Source organism: Citreicella sp. C3M06 (genome assembly GCF_018860705.1).
Lineage (GTDB): Bacteria > Pseudomonadota > Alphaproteobacteria > Rhodobacterales > Rhodobacteraceae > Salipiger.
The window spans coordinates 175,818-193,763 of record NZ_JAHKQA010000004.1 but is presented as its reverse complement, the minus strand read 5'-3'; the positions used below and the strand labels follow the sequence as shown (position 1 = coordinate 193,763).

The following is a 17,946-nucleotide window of genomic DNA, read 5'->3' as shown; positions in this document are numbered from 1 at the left end:
GCGCATGAGCCCGTATCCCTAGCATTGCTGAACGCCTGACCAATACCCTGCCCCCGCTTTGGCAAGGTGTGGAGGTCCCGCCCCTCGATCAGACCATGGCGAAGATCCGCGCCGGACCGCCGGTGCCGCGCTTGTGCTTGGGCGCGCCGATCACGATGGTTGCCCCTGCCGCAGGAAGCGCGCCCAGCCCGGCCAGCCCCTCGATCCCGAAGCGCCCAGACGGCAGCCATGCATAATGGGTGGCAAAATCAGGCGAGGCCCCGAAATCCAGCGACAGCGTGTCGACCCCGATCGAGACAGCCTCGGTCTCGTCCATCAGCATCTGCACCGCCTCGACGTGAAAGCCGGGGAAATGCATCGCCGTGCCATCGAAGTTGCGGAACTCCTCGGTGTCGACCTTGTCAGCCCAGCCAGAATGCATGGCGATGCAGGCGTTCTGCGGGATCTCGCCATTGGCGGCGATCCACGCCTTGAGATCGTCCGGGGTGACCTGCGCATCGGCATTGTCCGCTGCCTTTGCCGCGATATCCACAACGCAGAGCGGTGCCACCAGCTGTGACAGCGGCAGTTCGTCAACCGAAGTCCCATCCGCCGAGAAATGCAGCGGCGAGTCGATGTGGGTGCCGGTGTGTTCGTTGATGGTCAGGTTGTAGAGGTTGAACCCGTCCTTGGCGAAATCGAACAGCTTTTCGGCGACAAATTGCGGCTCGCCAAAGAAGGTGGGAAAGCCCTCGTGCAGCGTATGGGTCAGATCATGCACCCCTGTTGCCGCCTGCGCGCTGGCCGGCATAGCTGCCGCTGCCGCCGCGAGCCCAAGCGCGGCGCTGCCGGTGAACAGCTGCCTCCGGCTCATCATCCTGTCTTTTACGGCTCTCATCACGCAGGCGTCGCACATATTGATATCTCCTTGTTCTGCAAGGCGACGCTAGCATAGCGTTTCCCATCGCAAGGCGATTTCCGGCGACCGGAGGTTGATTTTCCCGCCACGCCCTGCAAGCTGCCGAAAACCGCTGCAATTGCCCGGAGCCTGTCGATGTTTGCGCTGCTGCGCCTGCTGCTGCTGATCTTCATCGTGATGACGGTGGTCTATATCGCCCTGTCGCGCTGGTCGCGCAGGGTGCGGCGGCGGCGGCTGACCGAAGACTGGACGCCGCAGGACGGCGATCTGGAGACATATGTCGCGCGCGGGCTTGAGGCCTACGACCATTCGCTGCGCCGCAAACTGATCCTTGGTGTGTACATCCTGCCGCTATGCCTTATAGGCGTGATCGTCTACCTGACCAATTTCCAGTAGGGAGATCCGCCTTGGCTTATGTGAAATGGGTTTTCATCGCCGCCTTCTGGGTGATCGTGCTTGCATTCCTGCACTACACCCTGCCGCAGACCGACATCGCACGGGTCACAGATACCTATTCGCAGCGGGTCGATCCCGGGGCGAACCGCTGGTTCTGGGCCAATGCCGACACCGGAGAAAGCACCTCCGCGCAGGGCCGCGACGTGTTCTTCATCCAGTCGCGGCTGTCGGGCGACGATGTGATGATCTATCGCAACGAAGACACCGGCTGGGGCTGGCCGCCGTTTTTCAAGTTCGACAGCGCCAACCTTCAGGCCGAGGCTGCCGATGTGCGCTCCACCTCTGCCGAGCCGCAATGGGTGGCGATCCGGCATTACGGCTGGCGCAACGAGATGCTGACGATCTATCCCAACGCCATCAGCATTACGCCGGTCTCGGGGCCGGATGCGCGCATCATCCCGTGGATGAACATCATCATCCTGACGCTGCTGGTTGCCTTTGTCTGGGCGGTCTACGTGCGCTGGCGGCGGTTCCGGCGGGCGCGGATCGATCCGGCGCTGGACGAGGTGGGCGACAATATCTCGGATGCGGGCGGCTGGCTGAAGGGCCTGTTCCGCAAGCGCTAACCGGCGCTGCGCAGAATCTGCGCCATGACGCCGGGCTGGTCGTACAACGTCCATTCCCGGCGCAACCCATCTGGCCCGAATTCCGCGTGGGTCAGACCAAGGATGTTGACCTTGGCACCTGACGGCGCGCCAAAGGCGCCATGGCCGTCATGCTTGCCGCTCAGCGACCAGCGGATCGCGGCGCGGGGCGGCGACAGCGGCTCTTCGGCCCCCAACAGGTGGTGCACCCGGAACTCTGCCGACGGGAAGGCGGCGCGCAGGCCCAGCCAGAACGCCTCGGCATCGCGCGGGCCAGCCCCGACAATGGCACCGGGATAGAACAGCTCTGCCGCAGCATCGTAATGGCGCGCGATGACCGACAGCTCTCCGCCCATGATGCGATGCACCAGATCGCCCAGCGTATGCCCCCACGCGTCATCGTTGCCATTGCCGGGGGTCGGCATCTCGGGCTCTCTGGATTTCTCGATCAAAGGCGCCGCGGCGACAGCCGAAAACACAGCGGCGGGCGGCGGCGGCGGCAAGGGCGGCATTTGCGACAGACGCATGCGCGCGCCGTCTTCAAGGCTGATGCCGATCTGCTCGAGAATGGCGGTCTCGTCCCGCAGCAGCCATTCGGCGCGCAGCGCGCCCGCGACGCACCAGCTTTCCGACATGGCGGTATATCGCACCATCTTGCCAGTGGGCGGGCCGTACAGGCCCTGCCCGTCATGGCGCGCCGCCGACTGGAAACGCTGCGCCGCAACGAAGGCGTTTTCCGCCGAGGGTGCCCACAGGATGTCTTCGCGTTGCAGCGTCAGCCCCGGCAGCGCCGCGAGCCGTGCCGCGAGCGCCCGGCCCATGGCCTCGGGGCCGATCACCATGCCCGTGCCTTCGTCGAGCGCCACCTGTTCCGTCAGGTAGTCCGGCACAAGATCCAGCCGACGCCCTTCCCCCAGATCCCGACGCAAGGCGTCGAGATACTCCGCGGCATCCTGCCAACGAGCATCAAACTCGGCCAGAAAAGGCAATCAGCGTCTCCTGTGGTCTGGGTGCGAGGCGCGACCGGGCCCGGCAAGCTACAACCATCGCGACACAAACACGGCCAATGCACCAGAGACAAGAGCACCTGCTTCGAAAACATCCGGCGTGGGGCGTTGCGGCAGCACAATGGCAGGCGGGACCAGACGCAGCGCACGCGGCCCTGCGCCGCCCAGACGTCTCAGTTCGCCCAGACCGGCTGTTCCAGCATAAAGAAATGTGTGTTCACCTCGTTGACCTTTGCCCGATACACCATCGGCCGGTTCGCGACATGCGCGGCCAGACAGGCCAGCCGCATCGCTTCGCGATCGTTGACCAGCAGCGATGGCTCGACCCCCGGCGCCCAGCCCTTGAGCGCGGCTTCGCGGTGCAACGCCCATGCCGGTTCCAAGATGCCTTGCGGGGTCTCCCATTCGCGCGGAAACGCCCATGACCAGAGCCAGCTGTGGCTGTCATGGTTCCACGACGACACAAGCCCATAACGCGCGTACCAGATCCGACCCGACACCGTGGTGACCTTGAACAGGCCCTCGTCGGGCCAGACCTCCCATTGCCCGCGCGGATCGTCGAGCGCCCAGGCGCGGTAGAGATCCGGCAGGCTGCCTTGGAAATCGGAAGCCACCGTTTCAAGCATGTCGCGCAGCCGCGCCGGCTGCGCCAACTCGCGCGTCTCGTGGCTGGCGGCGGAATATGACCAGATGCCGGTCCCGGCGTAGCTGCCCGCCGAGGGGCTGGGCTTGCGTGAGATGTCGAGCCGTATTTTCTCGGGTCTTGTCATCGTCCGTCTCCCTTGCTGAAGGCTTTGTCGACGCTGCGCCCGCATTTCGGCAGGAATTGGGCATCGAACAGGAAACAATGGCCCGATTGCGCCCATAGTAAACGATGTGTCACGAAACAAATTGCGGTGGCGTCAGCCTTGCAACGGGCGCAGCAGGGCCGGACCGCCAAGCGCCACGCTGTGGCTGCGCTGCTCGTTCAGGGCGGCGCGCAGCTCGGCGCCAACGCTCTGCCCCCATGCATCCCAGTTGAGCCGTGCCTCGAAAATCTCGCGCGCGGATTTCGACAGCGCGGCATGGGCGCCCGGATCGTTGAGATAGCCCTCGATCACATCGGCGAACTGGTCGGGCGTGCTGCCCTTGGGCAGGGCATGGCCGTTTTCGCCATCGAACACCGGCACCCCGCCGACATCGAGGCACAGCGCCGGCAGCCCGTAGGCCGAGGCTTCGCAAAACGCAAAACCGTAGCTTTCCATCGACGGCTGCACGAGGAAATGCGCCTCGTCGAAAGCATCTTCGAAGATCCGCGCCTCGTCCGCGCGGGTCTTGTCGAGCGAGGGGTGTATCGTCACCCATTCGTTGCGGTGAGACTCGGGCGGGATGCAGCCGATCACCGTCAGGCGCGCATCGATGCCGCGTGCCCGCAGCGCCTTCATCGTGTCAAAGGCGATGGGGCCGCCCTTGCCAAACCAGTCGCGCCCGATCAGCAAGAGCCGCAGCGGCTGGCCCCTGCACAGCGGCCGGACGGCCGGGCGCGGCATCGGTCCCAGCCCCGCCCCCCATGGCACCATCAGGGATTTCTCCTCGGCCAGACCGTATAGCGCATCTGCTTCGGCCTTAAGCCAGCGCGACGGCCAGAACAGCCGGTCGACAGACCTGTAGACCCGCGCCTCGCAGCGTTCGACCCAGCCGTCAAAGGCGCGCCCACCGGGAAATTTCGATGGGTAGGCCGCGCCGATGTCAGAGGTGCGATAGATGGTGTGCGTCGCATCCGACGCAAAGGCAGTGACGCATCCGGGCGGCACGCTCACATTCAGCAGCGAGTGAAAGGAATAGGCGCAGAACAGCACGTCAAAGCGCCCCTCTGCCAGCTCGGCCTCGACCCTGCGCGAGATCAGCGGCGCCAGCGCCAGATGCGCCCGCCAGCGCAACCGCCGCGCGGCGCTGTCGGGCAAGCGCCGGATGGCCCGGCGGACAGGTTCCGCCAGCCCCCAGCCCTGCGACAGGATGGTGACATCGCCCACATGTCTGCTCAGCGCATCATGGATGCGCCGGTTTCCGCCCGAATACATATAAGGATCGAGCGGTGAATAATCGCACAGATATGCGATGTTCAGCCGCTGGTCAGACACACCCAAAATTCCCCCGAATTCATTCTTGCCCCACCGTTTATCTAGCGCCATTCCTTGGCGAAAACATGGCCTGCATCTGGCATTGCAGCGCCAGATGTCTGCAATGTGCCCTTTGTGCAAGGGCCCGCAGCTTTGTGCCCGTGCGGGGCGACAGCCACGCCTGCGCCTGCTAGGGTATGTCGCATGTGCCGGGACAAAGGGGGGTTCGCGGCGCACGGTCTGTGAAAGCTGAAGCTCGGTATGCCGAACCCTCTTGCCTATATCATGCTTGCCATCTGGCCGGTGGTGACCATCGCGCTGTTCCGGCGCCTGCCGGCAGAGCGGGCGCTAATCGCGGCGCTGATGGTCGGCTACCTGTTCCTGCCCGAACCGCCCGCAGCCTTCGATCTGCCGCTGATGCCGCCGCTCAACAAGCACAACATCCCGGCGCTGAGCGCCTTTGCGTTCTGCCTGTGGAAATACGGCCCGAAAGGCCCCGGCGGCAGCACCATGCTGCCCGGATCGCTGCTGGGCAAACTGCTTCTGGCGGCGTTCATCTTTAGCCCGATCTTTACCGCGCTTGGCAACACCGAGCCGGTGGTCTGGGGCAGCATCGGACTGCCTGCGCTGGGGATCAAGGACGCGCTGGCACTGATCGTGCAGCAATTCCTGCTGATCCTGCCGTTTCTGCTGGCGCGGCAATACCTGACCAGCGGCGGGGCGCAGCGCTATTTCCTGCTGGCACTGATGATCGGTGGCCTTGTTTACAGCCTGCCGATGCTGATCGAGATGCGCCTGTCGCCGCAGCTCAACAACTGGATTTACGGCTATTATCAGCACCTGTTCGGCCAGTCGATCCGCGACGGCGGCTATCGCCCCGTGGTGTTCCTGTACCACGGGCTATGGGTGGCGTTCTTTGTCTTCACCTCGGCGGTGGCGGCGTTTGCGCTGTGGCGGCTGGATGCGCGGATGCACAACGCCTGGATCATCGGCGCGGCGCTGTACCTGACAGCGATCCTCGTGCTGTCGAGATCGCTAGGGGCGCTGATCTTTGCCGTGGCGCTCATTCCGATGGTGCTGCTGTTCACCCGGCAGATGCAGATCAAGGTGGCGATCCTGATCGGCCTGCTGGCGATCGGCTATCCGATCCTGAAGGGCGCGCATCTGGTGCCCGAAGAGCGCATCCTTGCTGCCGCCGCCAGTGTCAGTCAGGAACGCGCCTATTCGCTGGAATTCCGCTTTGACAATGAAAACACGCTGCTGGAGCGCGCCTATGAAAAGCCGGTGTTCGGCTGGGGCAGCTGGGGGCGCAACCACATCCTTGACCCGATTTCAGGCTTCATCCTGACGGTCACCGACGGGCGCTGGATCATTCTCATCGGCATCTATGGCTGGGTCGGCTTCCTTGCGGAATTTGGCCTGCTGGTGCTGCCGCTCGTATTGCTCTGGCGCGAGGCGGTACTGGCGAAGGAAGACGAGATATCGCCCTTCATCGCGCCGCTGTCGCTGATGCTGGCGATCAATGTCTTCGACATGATCCCCAACGCAACCCTGACCCCGCTGACATGGCTTCTGGCCGGGGCGCTGACCGGTTATGCCGAACAGCTCAAGACCGCCCGGCTCAGGCGCGGGCTGGACGCGGACAAGGCGCTGAGCTGGCGCTCCGTCATGTGACGCAGACGGCATAAACCCGGGAGAAAACATGTTCGACAAGTCGCGGCACAGGGTGCTTGCCATCGCCGAAGCGGCCAACCCCGAATGGGTCAGCGTGCCGCTGGTCGCCTGGTCGCTGGCATCGGCCCTGCGCGAGGTCGCCGATGTGCACATCGTCACGCAGATCCGCAACCGCGACGCCATGCTGCGCGCCGGGCTGATCGAAGGCGAGGATTTCACCGCCATCGATTCCGAAGCGCTGGCCCGCCCGGCGTGGAAGCTGGCAGAACGGCTGCGCATGGGCGAGGGCAAGGGCTGGACCATGGTGCAGGCGATCAACGCGCTGAGCTACCCGTGGTTCGAGCGCCTCGTCTGGCAACGCTTCGGCGAGGAAATCCAGCGCGGCGCGTGGCACGTGGTGCACCGCATCACGCCGCTGACGCCGACGCTGCCCTCATCGCTGGCCGGGCATTGCTTTGACGCGCGCGTGCCTTTCGTGCTCGGCCCTCTCAACGGTGGCGTACCCTGGCCCGCCGGGTTCGAGGCCGAGCGCCGCGCCGAACGGGAATGGCTGAGCTATCTGCGCGGGGCCTACAGGCTGCTGCCCGGTCGCGGCGCGACGCTGGATCACGCGGCGGCGATCCTTGTCGGCTCGCATCACACCGAAAGCGAAATCCCCCGAAAATACCGCGACAAGACCTTCTACATCCCCGAAAACGGCATCGACCCAACCCGATTCAACCGCGTTGCCGCGCCCGAGCCGGGGGCGCTGCGCGCCTGTTTCGTCGGGCGGCTGGTGCCCTACAAGGGGGCCGACATGCTGCTTGCGGCAGCGGCGGATCTGCTGCGGGACGGGCGCATGACGCTGGACCTGATCGGCGACGGGCCGATGCGCGCCGATCTTGAAGCGCAGGCGAAACGGCTGGGCATTTCCGACGCCATCACCTTTCACGGCTGGAAGGATCACCGCGAGGTGCAGGACATCATGGCGGGTTGCCACCTGCTGTCCTTCCCCTCGATTCGCGAATTCGGCGGCGGCGTGGTGCTCGAGGCGATGGCGCTGGGGGTGGTGCCGCTGGTGGTCGATTATGCTGGCCCCGGCGAGCTGGTAAGCCACGGCACCGGGCTCAAGGTCGGTTGCGGCACGCGGTCCGAAATCGTCGCGGGCTTTCGCCGCGAGTTGACGCGGCTGGCGGAGGATCCGGCGCAGCTTGCCTCGATGGCCGCCGCAGCCCGCGCCCGCGTGCGCAGTCATTTCACTTGGGAGCGCAAGGCCGAACAGATCTGCCAGATACATGACTGGATTCGGCAGGCGGCCCCCGTGCCGAAACCGCGGTTCTTCTGATCGAAAATTGACGCATTCGTAAGGAAGGGCCGCTAGACCCATGGGCACAGGAGGGGCGCACGCCTTTGAAATGCCGCATTGCCCCGACAGGATCGAGCAAGGCGCGCCCATAGAGCAAGGGCGCGCGATCGAGGACCCGGAGAACCCGGATTGCGCAGATGAGTCAGGCTGACGCCACGCCGTTTCACGACGATCCCAGCGATCGTCTCGCCGATCATTCGGCCTTCCACGAGCCCGCGCCGATGGGGCCCGCGCCGCTTGCCTATCGCAGCGATATCGACGGTCTGCGTGCCATCGCGGTGATCGCCGTGGTGCTGTATCATTTCGGGGTGCCCGGTTTTTCTGGCGGATTTACCGGTGTCGACATCTTCTTCGTGATCTCGGGCTTTCTGATCGGCGGCATCCTGTGGCGCGAGCATGACGCCACCGGCACCATCAGCCTGAGGCAATTCTACCTGCGCCGGTTCAAGCGGCTTGCTCCGGCCTATTTCACCATGGCGGCGCTCACCACGGTGTTTGCCGCGGCGCTGCTGCTGCCCTTCGAATTCCGAGAATTCGGCAAGCAACTGATCTCGGCGACGCTGTACCTGTCCAACGTGATGTTCTTTCGACAGGCGGGCTATTTCGACAGCGCCTCTGACGAAAAGCCCCTGCTGCACACTTGGTCGCTGGCGGTCGAGGAACAGTTCTACATCTTCCTGCCGCTGCTGATCCTGCTGCTGTCGCGGCGGCGCGGGGCGATCCTTGCGGCGCTGATCGGCGCGTGGGCGCTGTCGCTCGCCGGCTCGGTCCTACTGACGCCCAAGATGCAGACCGCCACCTTCTATCTCTTCCCCTTTCGCGCATGGGAGCTGCTATCCGGCGTGCTTCTGGCGATCTGGGGCTGCGAGAGCGGACGGCGCTGGCGCGGCCATATGGCGCTCAGCTGGCTGGGGCTGGGGCTGGTGCTGGCCTCGGTGCTGCTCATCCCGGCGGGGCCGTGGTTTCCGGGGTTTCTGGCGATTGTGCCAGTGCTTGGCACCGTGCTGCTGCTGGCGAACGGCACAGGGCGCAATCCGGTCAACCGGATGCTGTCGACGCGCGAGATGGTGTTCGCCGGGCAGATTTCCTATTCGCTATACCTGTGGCACTGGCCGGTGCTGACGCTGTCGCTGTACCTGCGCGGTGCCTATTCCGGCCCGCTCGAGACGCTGCTCTGGATGGGGCTGTCGGTGGGGCTGGCCTACCTGTCATGGCGCTATATCGAAACGCCGGCGCGGCGGGCCAAGCCGCCGCCGGGCTGGGTCTTTGCCGCCACTGCCGTCGCCTCCGCCGCTACGCTGGCGCTTGGCGGCTGGCTGTATGTGAAAGACGGGATGCCGACCCGCTTCGGCCAGGCGGCGCAGCAGCATATCGCCGCCTCGGCGGATTTCCTGCAAGACTGGTCGCGCTGCACCACCCCCGCCAGCGGCCCGCTTGCAGGGCTCGAGGTCTGCCCCATCGGGCCGGACGGACCGCCACAGGTTCTGGTCTGGGGCGACAGCCACCTGCGCGCCTTTCGCGAAGGGCTGGACCTTGCCGCACACGAGGCGGACATGCCCGGCATCATCCTGTGGCGCGCGGGCTGCCCGCCGCTGTTCGACCTGCGCAAGGTTGAAAGCGCGGCGACGCTGGCGCAGGACACCGGTTGCAGCAACGGCAACCTGCAGATCCGCCAGGCGCTGCCGGCGCTGCCAAGCCTGCGCAAGGCGTTGCTGATCGGACGCTGGACCTATTACGCCAACGGCACCGGCATCGGGCTGGACCAGCACAACACCATCGCCATTTATCCGCTGGAAGGCCCTGCCCTGATCGACGCGCCGCAGTCCGACATCATAGATCACGCAGCCACGGCCACGATCAACACCCTGCTCGACCGCTTCGACGAGATCCTCGTGCTGCGCCAGCCCCCCGAGATCGCGCAATACGACAGCCGCATCGCCGCGCGCGAGGCGGCGCATGCGGGCTGGCCGCTGGCGCCCCCGCCCATCACCAGCCCTGACATGCCCCGCGCCGCGCTTGCCCGGCGCATCGCCCCCGCCGAAGCGCCGTGGCGGCGGCTTGCCGCCCTCGGGGTGATCACCCTGATCGACCCGTGGCCGCAACTGTGCGATGACACCAGCTGCCACGCGCTGATCGACGGCAAAGGCTATTACTTCGACAACAACCACGTGACCAATACTGCGGCGATCGCGCTCCGCAATCTGTTTGCGCCGGTGTTCACCCGCCCTGCGGCCGAGGAGCCGAAATCGTGACCCTTACCGACACGGTCTGGGACGCCATCGTCATCGGCACCGGCGTCGGCGGCGGCACCGCCGGGCGCGCCCTTGCCGAGGCCGGGCAGCGGGTGCTGTTCCTGGAACGCGGCCCGGCCGGGCACCGTGCCGAGCGCAACGGGCTGTCGGATGTCTTTGTTCCCGAGGGCAGGCTGGCACGCGGGCTCTGGCCCGAGCCGATGACCGCCACTATCGACGGGCAGACCACCAAGTTCTACGCCCCGCTTGGCGCCGGAGTCGGCGGCAGTTCTGTGTTTTACGCCGCAACGCTCGAACGGCCGGAGCGGCACGATCTCGACAACTCCCTCCTGCGCCCGCACCCGACGCAGGGCTGGCCCACCGGATTCGATGCCATGGCGCAATGGTTCGACCGCGCGGCGCGGCTGTATCACCTGCACGGCACGCCCGATCCGCTCAGCGCCGATACCCCGCTGCCACTGGGTCCGCCGCCGCCGCTCAGCCCCACCGAAGCGGCGCTGTTCAAGAGCCTTCGCAACGCGGGCCTGCATCCCTATCACGCCCATACCGCCATCGCGCATACGCCGAGTTGCCTCCAGTGCCTTGGCAGCAAATGCCCGCGCAACTGCAAACAGGATGGGCGCTCTGCCGGGGTGGAACCGGCGCTGGCCACCGGCAATGCCGTTCTGATCGACCGGGCCGAGGTTACCCGGCTGCACGGGCACGCCCGCATCGACACCGTCGAAGCGCGCATCGACGGCGAAACCCGCCAGTTCCGCGCCCGCAACGTGGTGCTCGCCGGCGGCGCGCTGAATTCGCCGCGCCTGCTGCTGCGCTCGACCTCCGAGGCGTGGCCGGACGGCATGGCCAATCGCTCCGGCCTTGTCGGGCGCAACCTGATGTTTCACCTCAACGAGATGTTCGCGCTCTGGCCACCGCACGGCTCCCCCGACAGCGGGGCGAGCAAGGCCATCGCGCTGCGCGACCTGTATCACCACGACGGCGACCGGCTGGGGATGATTCAGGCCATGGGCATCCGCGCCTCTTATGGCGAAATCGTGCATTTCCTGAACCTGATGCTGGCGCGCTCGGCGCTGCGCGGGGTGCCGGGGCTGAAACAGCTGACCCGCCTGCCCGCCGCGATTGCCGCGCGGCTTTTCGGCCACGCGCAGATATTCGTCGGCCTGCTCGAAGACCTGCCCTATGCGGAGAACCGCGTCCTGCCCGGCTCGGCGCTGGCGGTCGACTATCGCCTGCACCCCGAGCTGCTGACCCGCCGCCGCACCTTTCGCCGCGCCATATCGCAAGCGCTGCGCGGACAGCGGCGGGTGTTGCTTGGCATGGGGCCAGAGCTGAACTACGGCCACCCCTGCGGCACCTTGCGGTTTGGCCTTGATCCGGCAAGTTCTGTGCTGAACGCCGATTGCCGCGCGCACGGGGTAGCCAACCTATGGGTGGCGGATGCCTCGTTCATGCCGAGCTCGATGGGGGTGAACCCGTCGCTGACCATCGCCGCCAACGCCCTACGCGTAGCCGACGCCATCCAGAGGACGCCATGCCCAGATTGACCCCGCAAGACGGCATCGCCGTGGTGACAGGCGCCGGTTCCGGTCTTGGCCGGGCATTGGCAGTGCAGCTTTGCGCGCAAGGTTTCAGCGTGGCGGGCACCGGGCGGCGCCGCGGCGCGCTGGACCAGACGCAGGCACAGGCCGGGCCGCTGTTCCAGCCGCTGCCGCTGAATGTCGCCGACGCCGCAGCGGTGCGCGAGGCCTTTGCGGCATTGGGGCCGGTCGCCTTGCTGATCAACAACGCTGCCGTCTATCCGCGTCGGGATATCCTCGACGAAAGCGGCGAGAGCTTCATGCAGACCGTGGCGATCAACCTTGGCGGGGTGATGAACTGCTCGCGCGCGGCGCTGGACCAGATGTGCCTGACCGGGCGCGGGCGCATTCTCAACGTGGCGAGCTTTGCGGATATCGCGCCGCTGCCCGCCTCTGCTGCCTATTCGGTCTCCAAGGGCGCGGCGCGCATCCTGACGCGGGCGTTGGTGGCGGACCTCGCCGACCGCTTTCCCGACATCGTCATCAACGACTGGCTGCCGGGCATGTTGCGCACCGACATGGGCATCCCCGATGGAACCCCGCCAGACACCGCCGCCGCGTGGGGCGTGCAACTGGCGCTTGACCTCGACCCGGCGCTGACCGGGTCCGTCTTTGAAATGGATAGCGAAGTGCTTCCGCCGCGCGGCCTCAAGGGGCGCATCAAGGACGCGGCGCTGCTGCGGCGCAGACGGCCACGGCGTCTTGATCGCCCCGACTAGTGATGCACGTGGCGCGTATGATCGCCCGACCGCAGACGTTGTTGCACCGCATTGAGCAACTGCCCCGGCAGGATGCCGATGCAGCGCAGGTAGCGCATCCCGAGCCGACGCGGATTGCCGACCGCCCGCCACAGCCATTCCAGCGCGAAATCACGCACCCATTCCGGGGCGCGATGTTGCGTTCCGGCAAAGAAATCCAGCCCGGCCCCGATGCTGGCAAAGCCCACATTCGGCGCAACGCGTCGGCCTGCGGCAGAGAGGATTTCCTGCTTGGGCGCGCCCATCGCGACAAAGCACAGCCCGGCCCCGGACGCCGCAACCTCGGCCAGCAGCGCGTCTGCCTCGGGCGAGTCCGGCACGAAGCCCATCGGCGGCGCGATGGACAACACCACGTCAAGCCCCGGAACCTCGCCTTCAAGATAGCTTTTGGCGCCGGCGAGCGCATCGGGCCGACTGCCGATCAGCGCGATGCTGACACCTTGTGTCGCGGCCACCTGCGCCAGCGGCAGGATCAGGTCGGACCCCGGCATCAGTTCGACCGGCTGCCCGGCAAGGCGCGAGATCCAGACGATCGGATGACCGTCAGCCACCACGAAATCCTGCGCGCAATAGGCCGCACGAAACTGCTGTGATGTGCGCAGCTTGACCAGATGGTCCAGATTTACAGTCGCTAGTGCAAAGCCTTCTTTTCGGGCCAGCCGTTCCGCCACACAGGTCAGAAGCGCTGCCTTGGTAGGCATATTCACTGCAATTTTTTCGCCGACAATCCCGAAGTACATAAACCGTCTACCCCTTAAGGGCCCCCGCCACATTTCTACCGCATATTTGCGGCAAGAAAAGAATATTGCGTTACCAAGGCCCATTTAATGTATCACAAATGTCTGATTGTTTCCCGATCTGGTGACAAGACACCATACACTCTGACATTGTCCGAAATGCTTGTCGAATTATCGCCATACTCCTCTGGTCAGATCGAAAGGGCGGCACGATGAGACGCTCATCTCGGGCTGATTCGGGCGTCGAACATCATGTGCGCGGAAGCGGGGGCGATCTCCGATGGGGAAAACTATGCGGCGGATCTCTCTGCTTGGATGCGGCTTCGTCGCGGATCTTTACATGCGCTCGCTGCGGGCAATGCCGGGCATCGAGGTCGCGGTGGTCTATGATCACGACGCGCCGCGGCTGGAACGATTCTGCGCCCATTGGGGTCTGCGCGCCGCCGGATCGCTGGCCGAATTCCTCGACCTCGCGCCAGACGGCGGGCTGATCCTCAACCTCACCAACCCGCAGGCGCATTTTGCCCTGAACCGCGCCTGTCTCGAGGCTGGGCACCATGTCTATTCCGAAAAGCCGCTGGCGATGGATCTGGCCGATGCGGTGGAACTGCACGCGCTTGCGCGGGCGCGCGGGCTGATGCTGGTGTCTGCCCCCTGCTCGGTGCTGGGCGAGGCGGCGCAGACCATGGGCCACGCGCTGCGCCGCGGCATCGCCGGCACGCCGCGCGCCATCTATGCCGAGCTTGACGATGGCTTCATCCCCCGTGCCGCCTATGACAAGTGGCAGACCGAAAGCGGCGCCCTCTGGCCCGCCGAAGATGAATTCCGCGTCGGCTGCACGCTGGAACACGCCGGCTATTACCTTGGCTGGCTGATCGGCTGGTTCGGATCAGTCCGCACCGTGGTTGCCGCCAGCGCCGAAACCGTGCCGGACAAGATGGGCAAGGGCCCGATGGCCCCCGACCTGTCCGTCGCCACGCTGTTCTTTGAAAACGGCCCGGTGACGCGGCTGACCTGTTCCATCGTCGCGCCGCACGATCATTCCATCCGCATCGTCGGCGATGACGGCGTGCTCAGCTGCAAGGCGGCATGGGACAACGCTGCCAAGGTGCGCTACGCCCGCCGCCTGACCATCCGGCGGCGGTTGATCGAACACCCCTTCCCCCGCCGCTATCGGCTGGATGGGCCGACCCACCCCAAGGTCAAACGCTGGGGCGCGGCGGCGATGAATTTCATGCTTGGCCCGGCCGAGATGCTGGACGCGCTCGACCAGAACCGCCCTTGCCGGCTGACCGACGATTTCGCGCTGCACCTGACAGAGGTGTCGCTGGCGATCCAGAACGCCGGAGAGACGTCGGGCGCGCAGGTCATGACCACCCGCTGCGCGCCGCTGGAACCGATGCCGTGGGCGAAATAACCCGCATCCTGATCACTGGCGCGGGCGGCTTCATCGGCCGCGCCACGGTGGCCGAGGCGCGGGCGCGCGGGCTCGAGGTGGTGGCCGTGGTGCGGCGCAGCGGTCCGGATTTCGGTGAGGGCGTCGAGGTGGTGCAGGCAGACCTGTCAGACCCGGCCTGCGTCCCCGCCCTGTCCGGCGCGCTGCGCGGCTGCTCGGCGGTGATCCACGCGGCGGCGCATCTGGGCGACAACGCCGAGGCGGTGGCGCTGGACACGCTGAAGGCCACCAGCCATCTGCTGCATGCGCTGCCCGGCGGATTGCGTCTGGTGCTGGTCAGCTCGATCGCCGTTTATGACACGGGCCGCCTGTCGCCGGGCGATACGGTCAGCGAAACCACACCGCTGTTCCCCGAGGATACCGCCCCCGACGCCTATGCCGGATCGAAGCTGGCGCAAGAAGCGCTGTGCCGTGCCCGCAAGGGCCCACTCTGGCTGATGCGGCCCGGCGCGGTCTGGGGGCCGGGCCGCACATGGCACGCGCTCAACGGCATCAGCGCCGGGCCGCTGCACCTTGCGCTGACCTCGGACGGAGAGCTGCCGCTGGCGCATGTCACCAGCGTTGCGGGCGCGCTGGTGTCGGCGGCGCAAAGCGATCCGCAGGGCATCCGCGCGCTGAATGTCATCGATGATGACCGCCCGACGCGCTGGCGCTTTGCCCGCGCGCATCAAAGCGTTGCTGGCTGGCCGCGCGTGGTGCTCCCCCTGCCATGGGGCGCATGGCTGGCGCTGGCCCGCGCGCTGACGCCGCTGGCGCCGAACCTGCCCGGCCTGCTGCGCGTTCCGATCCTGCGCGCCCGGATCATGCCGCTGCGCTGGCCCAATACCGCCTTGCGTGAAACCCTTGGCGGCGGCGACACGGCCCCGTTAGAAACCATGCTCGACACCAGCATGAAAGCCGCGCCATGAGCCTTCCCAGACTCGCCTATCTGACGGGGGAATATCCTCGTGCCTCCGACACCTTCATCCAGCGCGAGGTCGCCGCCCTGCGCGAGATCGGTCACGAGGTGCTGACCTGCTCGATCCGCACCACCGGCGCCGAACATCTCGTCGGCCCCGAGCAGCGCGAGGAACATGCGCGCACCTTCAAGATCCTGCGCGCCGCCCGGAACCCGCTGCGCCTGATCGGGGCGAATCTGCGCTTTGCCCTGAACCCGGTGCGCTACCTGCGGGCGCTGCGGCTGGCGTGGGGCACCGCGCCCAAGGGCGTCAGGGGCCGCGCCTACAATCTGGCCTATTTCCTCGAGGCGGCGGTGCTGGCCGACCGGATGAAACGCGAAAAGATCGATCACCTGCACAACCACATCGCCAAGGCTTCCTGCACGGTGGCGATGCTGGCCTCGGAACTGTCGGGTATCCCCTACAGCTTTACCATCCACGGGCCCGACATCTTTTTCGAACCGAAGCATTGGCGCATCGACGAGAAAACCGCGCGGGCGCGTTTTGTCGCCTGCATCTCGGAATATTGCCGCGCGCAGCTGATGTGCTTTGCCGATGCGCAGCACTGGGACAAGCTGCATATCATCCATTGCGGCATCGACCCCGAACGCTACCAGACCGCCCCGCACAAGGGGCAGGTTCTGCTGTTCACCGGCAGGCTTGCCGGGGTCAAGGGCGTGCCGATCCTGCTGGATGCGGTGGCCGAGCTGGCGCCGCGCCACCCCGATCTGCGGCTTGCGCTGATCGGCGACGGGCCGGAACGCGCCGCGCTGCAAGAGCGCGCAAAGCCGCTGGGCGACACGGTGGTGTTTCTTGGCTATCAAAGCCAGGAAACGGTGGCTGAGGCGCTGTCGCAAACCGATGTCTTCGTGCTGCCCAGCTTTGCCGAAGGCGTGCCCGTGGTGCTGATGGAGGCGATGGCGGCGGGCGTTCCGGTGGTTGCCACCCAGATCGCCGGCATCCCCGAGCTGGTCTCGCATTGGGAAAGCGGCATCCTCGTGCCGCCGGGCGACGTGGCTGCACTGGTCGAGGCGATCGAACAGCTGCTGTCCAGCGCCGATCAGCGCCGGGTGATGGGCGCTGTGGGGCAAGCCACCGTCGAGGCGGAGTTCAACATTCACATCGAGGCGCAGCGGCTTTCGACCCTGTTCACCGCCTATGCATCGGGCGAGACGCCGCCCAAACGGGAGCTGCTGGAATGATCCCTGTCGACGTGGTGCTGATCGGGCGCAACGAGGGGGCGCGGCTGGTCGCGGCGCTTGGCTCTGTGATGGGGCAGGCGCGGCAGGTGGTCTACGTCGATTCCGGATCGACCGACACCAGCGTGGCCGAGGCGCGCAAGGCGGGCGCAAAGGTGGTCGAGCTTGACATGTCGATCCCCTTCACCGCCGCCCGCGCCCGCAACGAAGGCTTTGACGCACTCGCCGATCCGCAGCTGGTGCAGTTCATCGACGGCGATTGCACATTGGTCGACGGCTTTCTCGATGCCGCCCGGGCGCATCTGCTGGCGCATGACCATCTGGGCATGGTCACCGGCTGGCGGTCCGAGATCCACCGCGATGCGTCGGTCTACAACCAGCTGGCGGATTTCGAATGGCGGCGCCCCGCGGGCGAGATACAGGCCTGCGGCGGTGACATGATGGTGCGCGCCGAGGTGTTCCGCACTGTGGGCGGCTTCGATCCGAAGGTGATCGCCGCCGAAGACGACGAATTCTGCGTGCGCCTGCGCAAGGCGGGTTGGCGGCTGGACCGCATCCCCAACGAGATGACCCGCCACGACATGGACATGCACCGCTTTGGCGCATGGTGGAAACGGGCGGTGCGCGGCGGCCACGGCTATGCGCAGGTTGGCCACATGCACCCGCCCTATTTCCGCACCGAGCAGCGCCGCATCCTTGTCTATGGGCTGGGTCTGCCCCTGCTGCTGCTCGCCGGGCTTTTCTGGTGGCCGCTCGCGGGGATGGCGCTGCTGCTTTACGCCCTGAACTATATCCGCACGGCGCGCGGTCTGAAACGCATGGGGCTTTCGGCACGCGAGTCCCGGCGGCACAGCGCCCTGATCACCCTGTCCAAGATTCCAAACCTGATCGGCATGGCGACCTATCACCTGCGCCGCCTGCGCCACGATCAGATGAAAATTATTGAGTATAAATGAGGGAAGA

General features: G+C 66.1%; 16 protein-coding genes. 11 read left to right on the top strand and 5 right to left on the bottom strand.

Features of this window, described 5'->3' with window-relative positions:
• Nucleotides 1-88: 88 nt before the first annotated feature.
• The gene (locus KO516_RS01475) at nucleotides 89-895 is read right to left on the bottom strand and encodes a cyclase family protein (protein ID WP_216002028.1); all 807 of its coding nucleotides are present in this window, start codon (nucleotides 893-895) and stop codon (nucleotides 89-91) included.
• Between the two features lie 138 nt (nucleotides 896-1,033).
• Here KO516_RS01475 and KO516_RS01470 point away from each other — a divergent pair, with 138 nt between their 5' ends.
• Nucleotides 1,034-1,294: a hypothetical protein gene (locus tag KO516_RS01470; RefSeq protein ID WP_216002027.1), complete on the top strand. Its 261-nt coding sequence runs from the start codon at nucleotides 1,034-1,036 to the stop codon at nucleotides 1,292-1,294.
• A gap of 11 nt (nucleotides 1,295-1,305) precedes the next feature.
• Nucleotides 1,306-1,920: a DUF1523 family protein gene (locus KO516_RS01465; RefSeq protein ID WP_216002026.1), complete on the top strand. Its 615-nt coding sequence runs from the start codon at nucleotides 1,306-1,308 to the stop codon at nucleotides 1,918-1,920.
• Here KO516_RS01465 and KO516_RS01460 read toward each other — a convergent pair.
• The 3 genes from KO516_RS01460 to KO516_RS01450 all read right to left on the bottom strand — a co-directional run bounded on the left by KO516_RS01460 (nucleotide 1,917) and on the right by KO516_RS01450 (nucleotide 5,065).
• Nucleotides 1,917-2,927, bottom strand: coding sequence for an ester cyclase (locus KO516_RS01460; protein WP_216002025.1), 1,011 nt, complete (start codon nucleotides 2,925-2,927; stop codon nucleotides 1,917-1,919). The genes KO516_RS01465 and KO516_RS01460 overlap by 4 nt on opposite strands.
• Before the next feature lie 191 nt (nucleotides 2,928-3,118).
• Nucleotides 3,119-3,715, bottom strand: coding sequence for a DUF6882 domain-containing protein (locus tag KO516_RS01455; RefSeq protein ID WP_216002024.1), 597 nt, complete (start codon nucleotides 3,713-3,715; stop codon nucleotides 3,119-3,121).
• A gap of 132 nt (nucleotides 3,716-3,847) precedes the next feature.
• Nucleotides 3,848-5,065: a glycosyltransferase family 4 protein gene (locus KO516_RS01450; RefSeq protein WP_371742013.1), complete on the bottom strand. Its 1,218-nt coding sequence runs from the start codon at nucleotides 5,063-5,065 to the stop codon at nucleotides 3,848-3,850.
• A gap of 240 nt (nucleotides 5,066-5,305) precedes the next feature.
• On the opposite strand from KO516_RS01450, the gene KO516_RS01445 reads away from it, so the two are divergent.
• From KO516_RS01445 to KO516_RS01425, 5 genes are all read left to right on the top strand, one after another.
• Nucleotides 5,306-6,718 carry a hypothetical protein gene (locus KO516_RS01445; RefSeq protein ID WP_216002023.1) on the top strand — a complete coding sequence of 471 codons (1,413 nt, stop codon included), beginning with the start codon at nucleotides 5,306-5,308 and terminating at the stop codon, nucleotides 6,716-6,718.
• Nucleotides 6,719-6,746: 28 nt separating this feature from the next.
• On the top strand, nucleotides 6,747-8,042 hold the full coding sequence (locus tag KO516_RS01440; protein WP_216002022.1) for a glycosyltransferase family 4 protein: 1,296 nt from the start codon (nucleotides 6,747-6,749) through the stop codon (nucleotides 8,040-8,042).
• Nucleotides 8,043-8,284: 242 nt separating this feature from the next.
• Entirely contained in the window at nucleotides 8,285-10,315 is a 2,031-nt protein-coding gene (locus KO516_RS01435; protein WP_216002088.1) for an acyltransferase family protein, read from the top strand.
• Nucleotides 10,312-11,862: a GMC oxidoreductase gene (locus tag KO516_RS01430; RefSeq protein ID WP_371742012.1), complete on the top strand. Its 1,551-nt coding sequence runs from the start codon at nucleotides 10,312-10,314 to the stop codon at nucleotides 11,860-11,862. The genes KO516_RS01435 and KO516_RS01430 overlap by 4 nt, the downstream gene beginning before the upstream one ends.
• Nucleotides 11,850-12,614, top strand: a complete 765-nt coding sequence (locus tag KO516_RS01425; RefSeq protein ID WP_216002021.1) for an SDR family oxidoreductase — start codon at nucleotides 11,850-11,852, stop codon at nucleotides 12,612-12,614. The genes KO516_RS01430 and KO516_RS01425 overlap by 13 nt, the downstream gene beginning before the upstream one ends.
• Here the strand turns inward: KO516_RS01425 and KO516_RS01420 are convergent.
• Nucleotides 12,611-13,393 (bottom strand): WecB/TagA/CpsF family glycosyltransferase, encoded by a 783-nt coding sequence (locus KO516_RS01420; protein WP_216002020.1) that lies wholly within the window; start codon nucleotides 13,391-13,393, stop codon nucleotides 12,611-12,613. The genes KO516_RS01425 and KO516_RS01420 overlap by 4 nt on opposite strands.
• 289 nt (nucleotides 13,394-13,682) lie before the next feature.
• On the opposite strand from KO516_RS01420, the gene KO516_RS01415 reads away from it, so the two are divergent.
• Genes KO516_RS01415 through KO516_RS01400 form a run of 4 tightly spaced genes read left to right on the top strand, consistent with a single transcriptional unit; the run spans nucleotide 13,683 to nucleotide 17,939 of the window.
• Complete coding sequence (locus KO516_RS01415) at nucleotides 13,683-14,807, top strand: Gfo/Idh/MocA family protein (RefSeq protein WP_216002019.1); 1,125 nt, start codon at nucleotides 13,683-13,685, stop codon at nucleotides 14,805-14,807.
• Entirely contained in the window at nucleotides 14,795-15,754 is a 960-nt protein-coding gene (locus KO516_RS01410) for an NAD-dependent epimerase/dehydratase family protein (protein ID WP_216002018.1), read from the top strand. The genes KO516_RS01415 and KO516_RS01410 overlap by 13 nt, the downstream gene beginning before the upstream one ends.
• A complete protein-coding gene (locus KO516_RS01405) occupies nucleotides 15,751-16,986 on the top strand; it encodes a glycosyltransferase family 4 protein (RefSeq protein WP_216002017.1) in 1,236 nt (411 codons plus the stop codon). Before KO516_RS01410 ends, KO516_RS01405 begins: the two co-directional genes overlap by 4 nt.
• A complete protein-coding gene (locus KO516_RS01400; RefSeq protein WP_216002016.1) occupies nucleotides 16,983-17,939 on the top strand; it encodes a glycosyltransferase family 2 protein in 957 nt (318 codons plus the stop codon). Before KO516_RS01405 ends, KO516_RS01400 begins: the two co-directional genes overlap by 4 nt.
• Nucleotides 17,940-17,946 lie beyond the last annotated feature (7 nt).

Excerpts from the sequence above, each read along its gene's own strand:
- KO516_RS01475 (WP_216002028.1), bottom strand. The coding sequence starts at position 895 with ATGTGCGACGCCTGCGTGATGAGAGCCGTAAAAGACAGGATGATGAGC.
- KO516_RS01470 (WP_216002027.1), top strand. The coding sequence starts at position 1,034 with ATGTTTGCGCTGCTGCGCCTGCTGCTGCTGATCTTCATCGTGATGACG.
- KO516_RS01455 (WP_216002024.1), bottom strand. The coding sequence starts at position 3,715 with ATGACAAGACCCGAGAAAATACGGCTCGACATCTCACGCAAGCCCAGC.
- KO516_RS01445 (WP_216002023.1), top strand. The coding sequence starts at position 5,306 with ATGCCGAACCCTCTTGCCTATATCATGCTTGCCATCTGGCCGGTGGTG.
- KO516_RS01440 (WP_216002022.1), top strand. The coding sequence starts at position 6,747 with ATGTTCGACAAGTCGCGGCACAGGGTGCTTGCCATCGCCGAAGCGGCC.
- KO516_RS01435 (WP_216002088.1), top strand. The coding sequence starts at position 8,285 with ATGGGGCCCGCGCCGCTTGCCTATCGCAGCGATATCGACGGTCTGCGT.
- KO516_RS01425 (WP_216002021.1), top strand. The coding sequence starts at position 11,850 with ATGCCCAGATTGACCCCGCAAGACGGCATCGCCGTGGTGACAGGCGCC.
- KO516_RS01420 (WP_216002020.1), bottom strand. The coding sequence starts at position 13,393 with ATGTACTTCGGGATTGTCGGCGAAAAAATTGCAGTGAATATGCCTACC.
- KO516_RS01415 (WP_216002019.1), top strand. The coding sequence starts at position 13,683 with ATGCGGCGGATCTCTCTGCTTGGATGCGGCTTCGTCGCGGATCTTTAC.
- KO516_RS01405 (WP_216002017.1), top strand. The coding sequence starts at position 15,751 with ATGAGCCTTCCCAGACTCGCCTATCTGACGGGGGAATATCCTCGTGCC.
- KO516_RS01400 (WP_216002016.1), top strand. The coding sequence starts at position 16,983 with ATGATCCCTGTCGACGTGGTGCTGATCGGGCGCAACGAGGGGGCGCGG.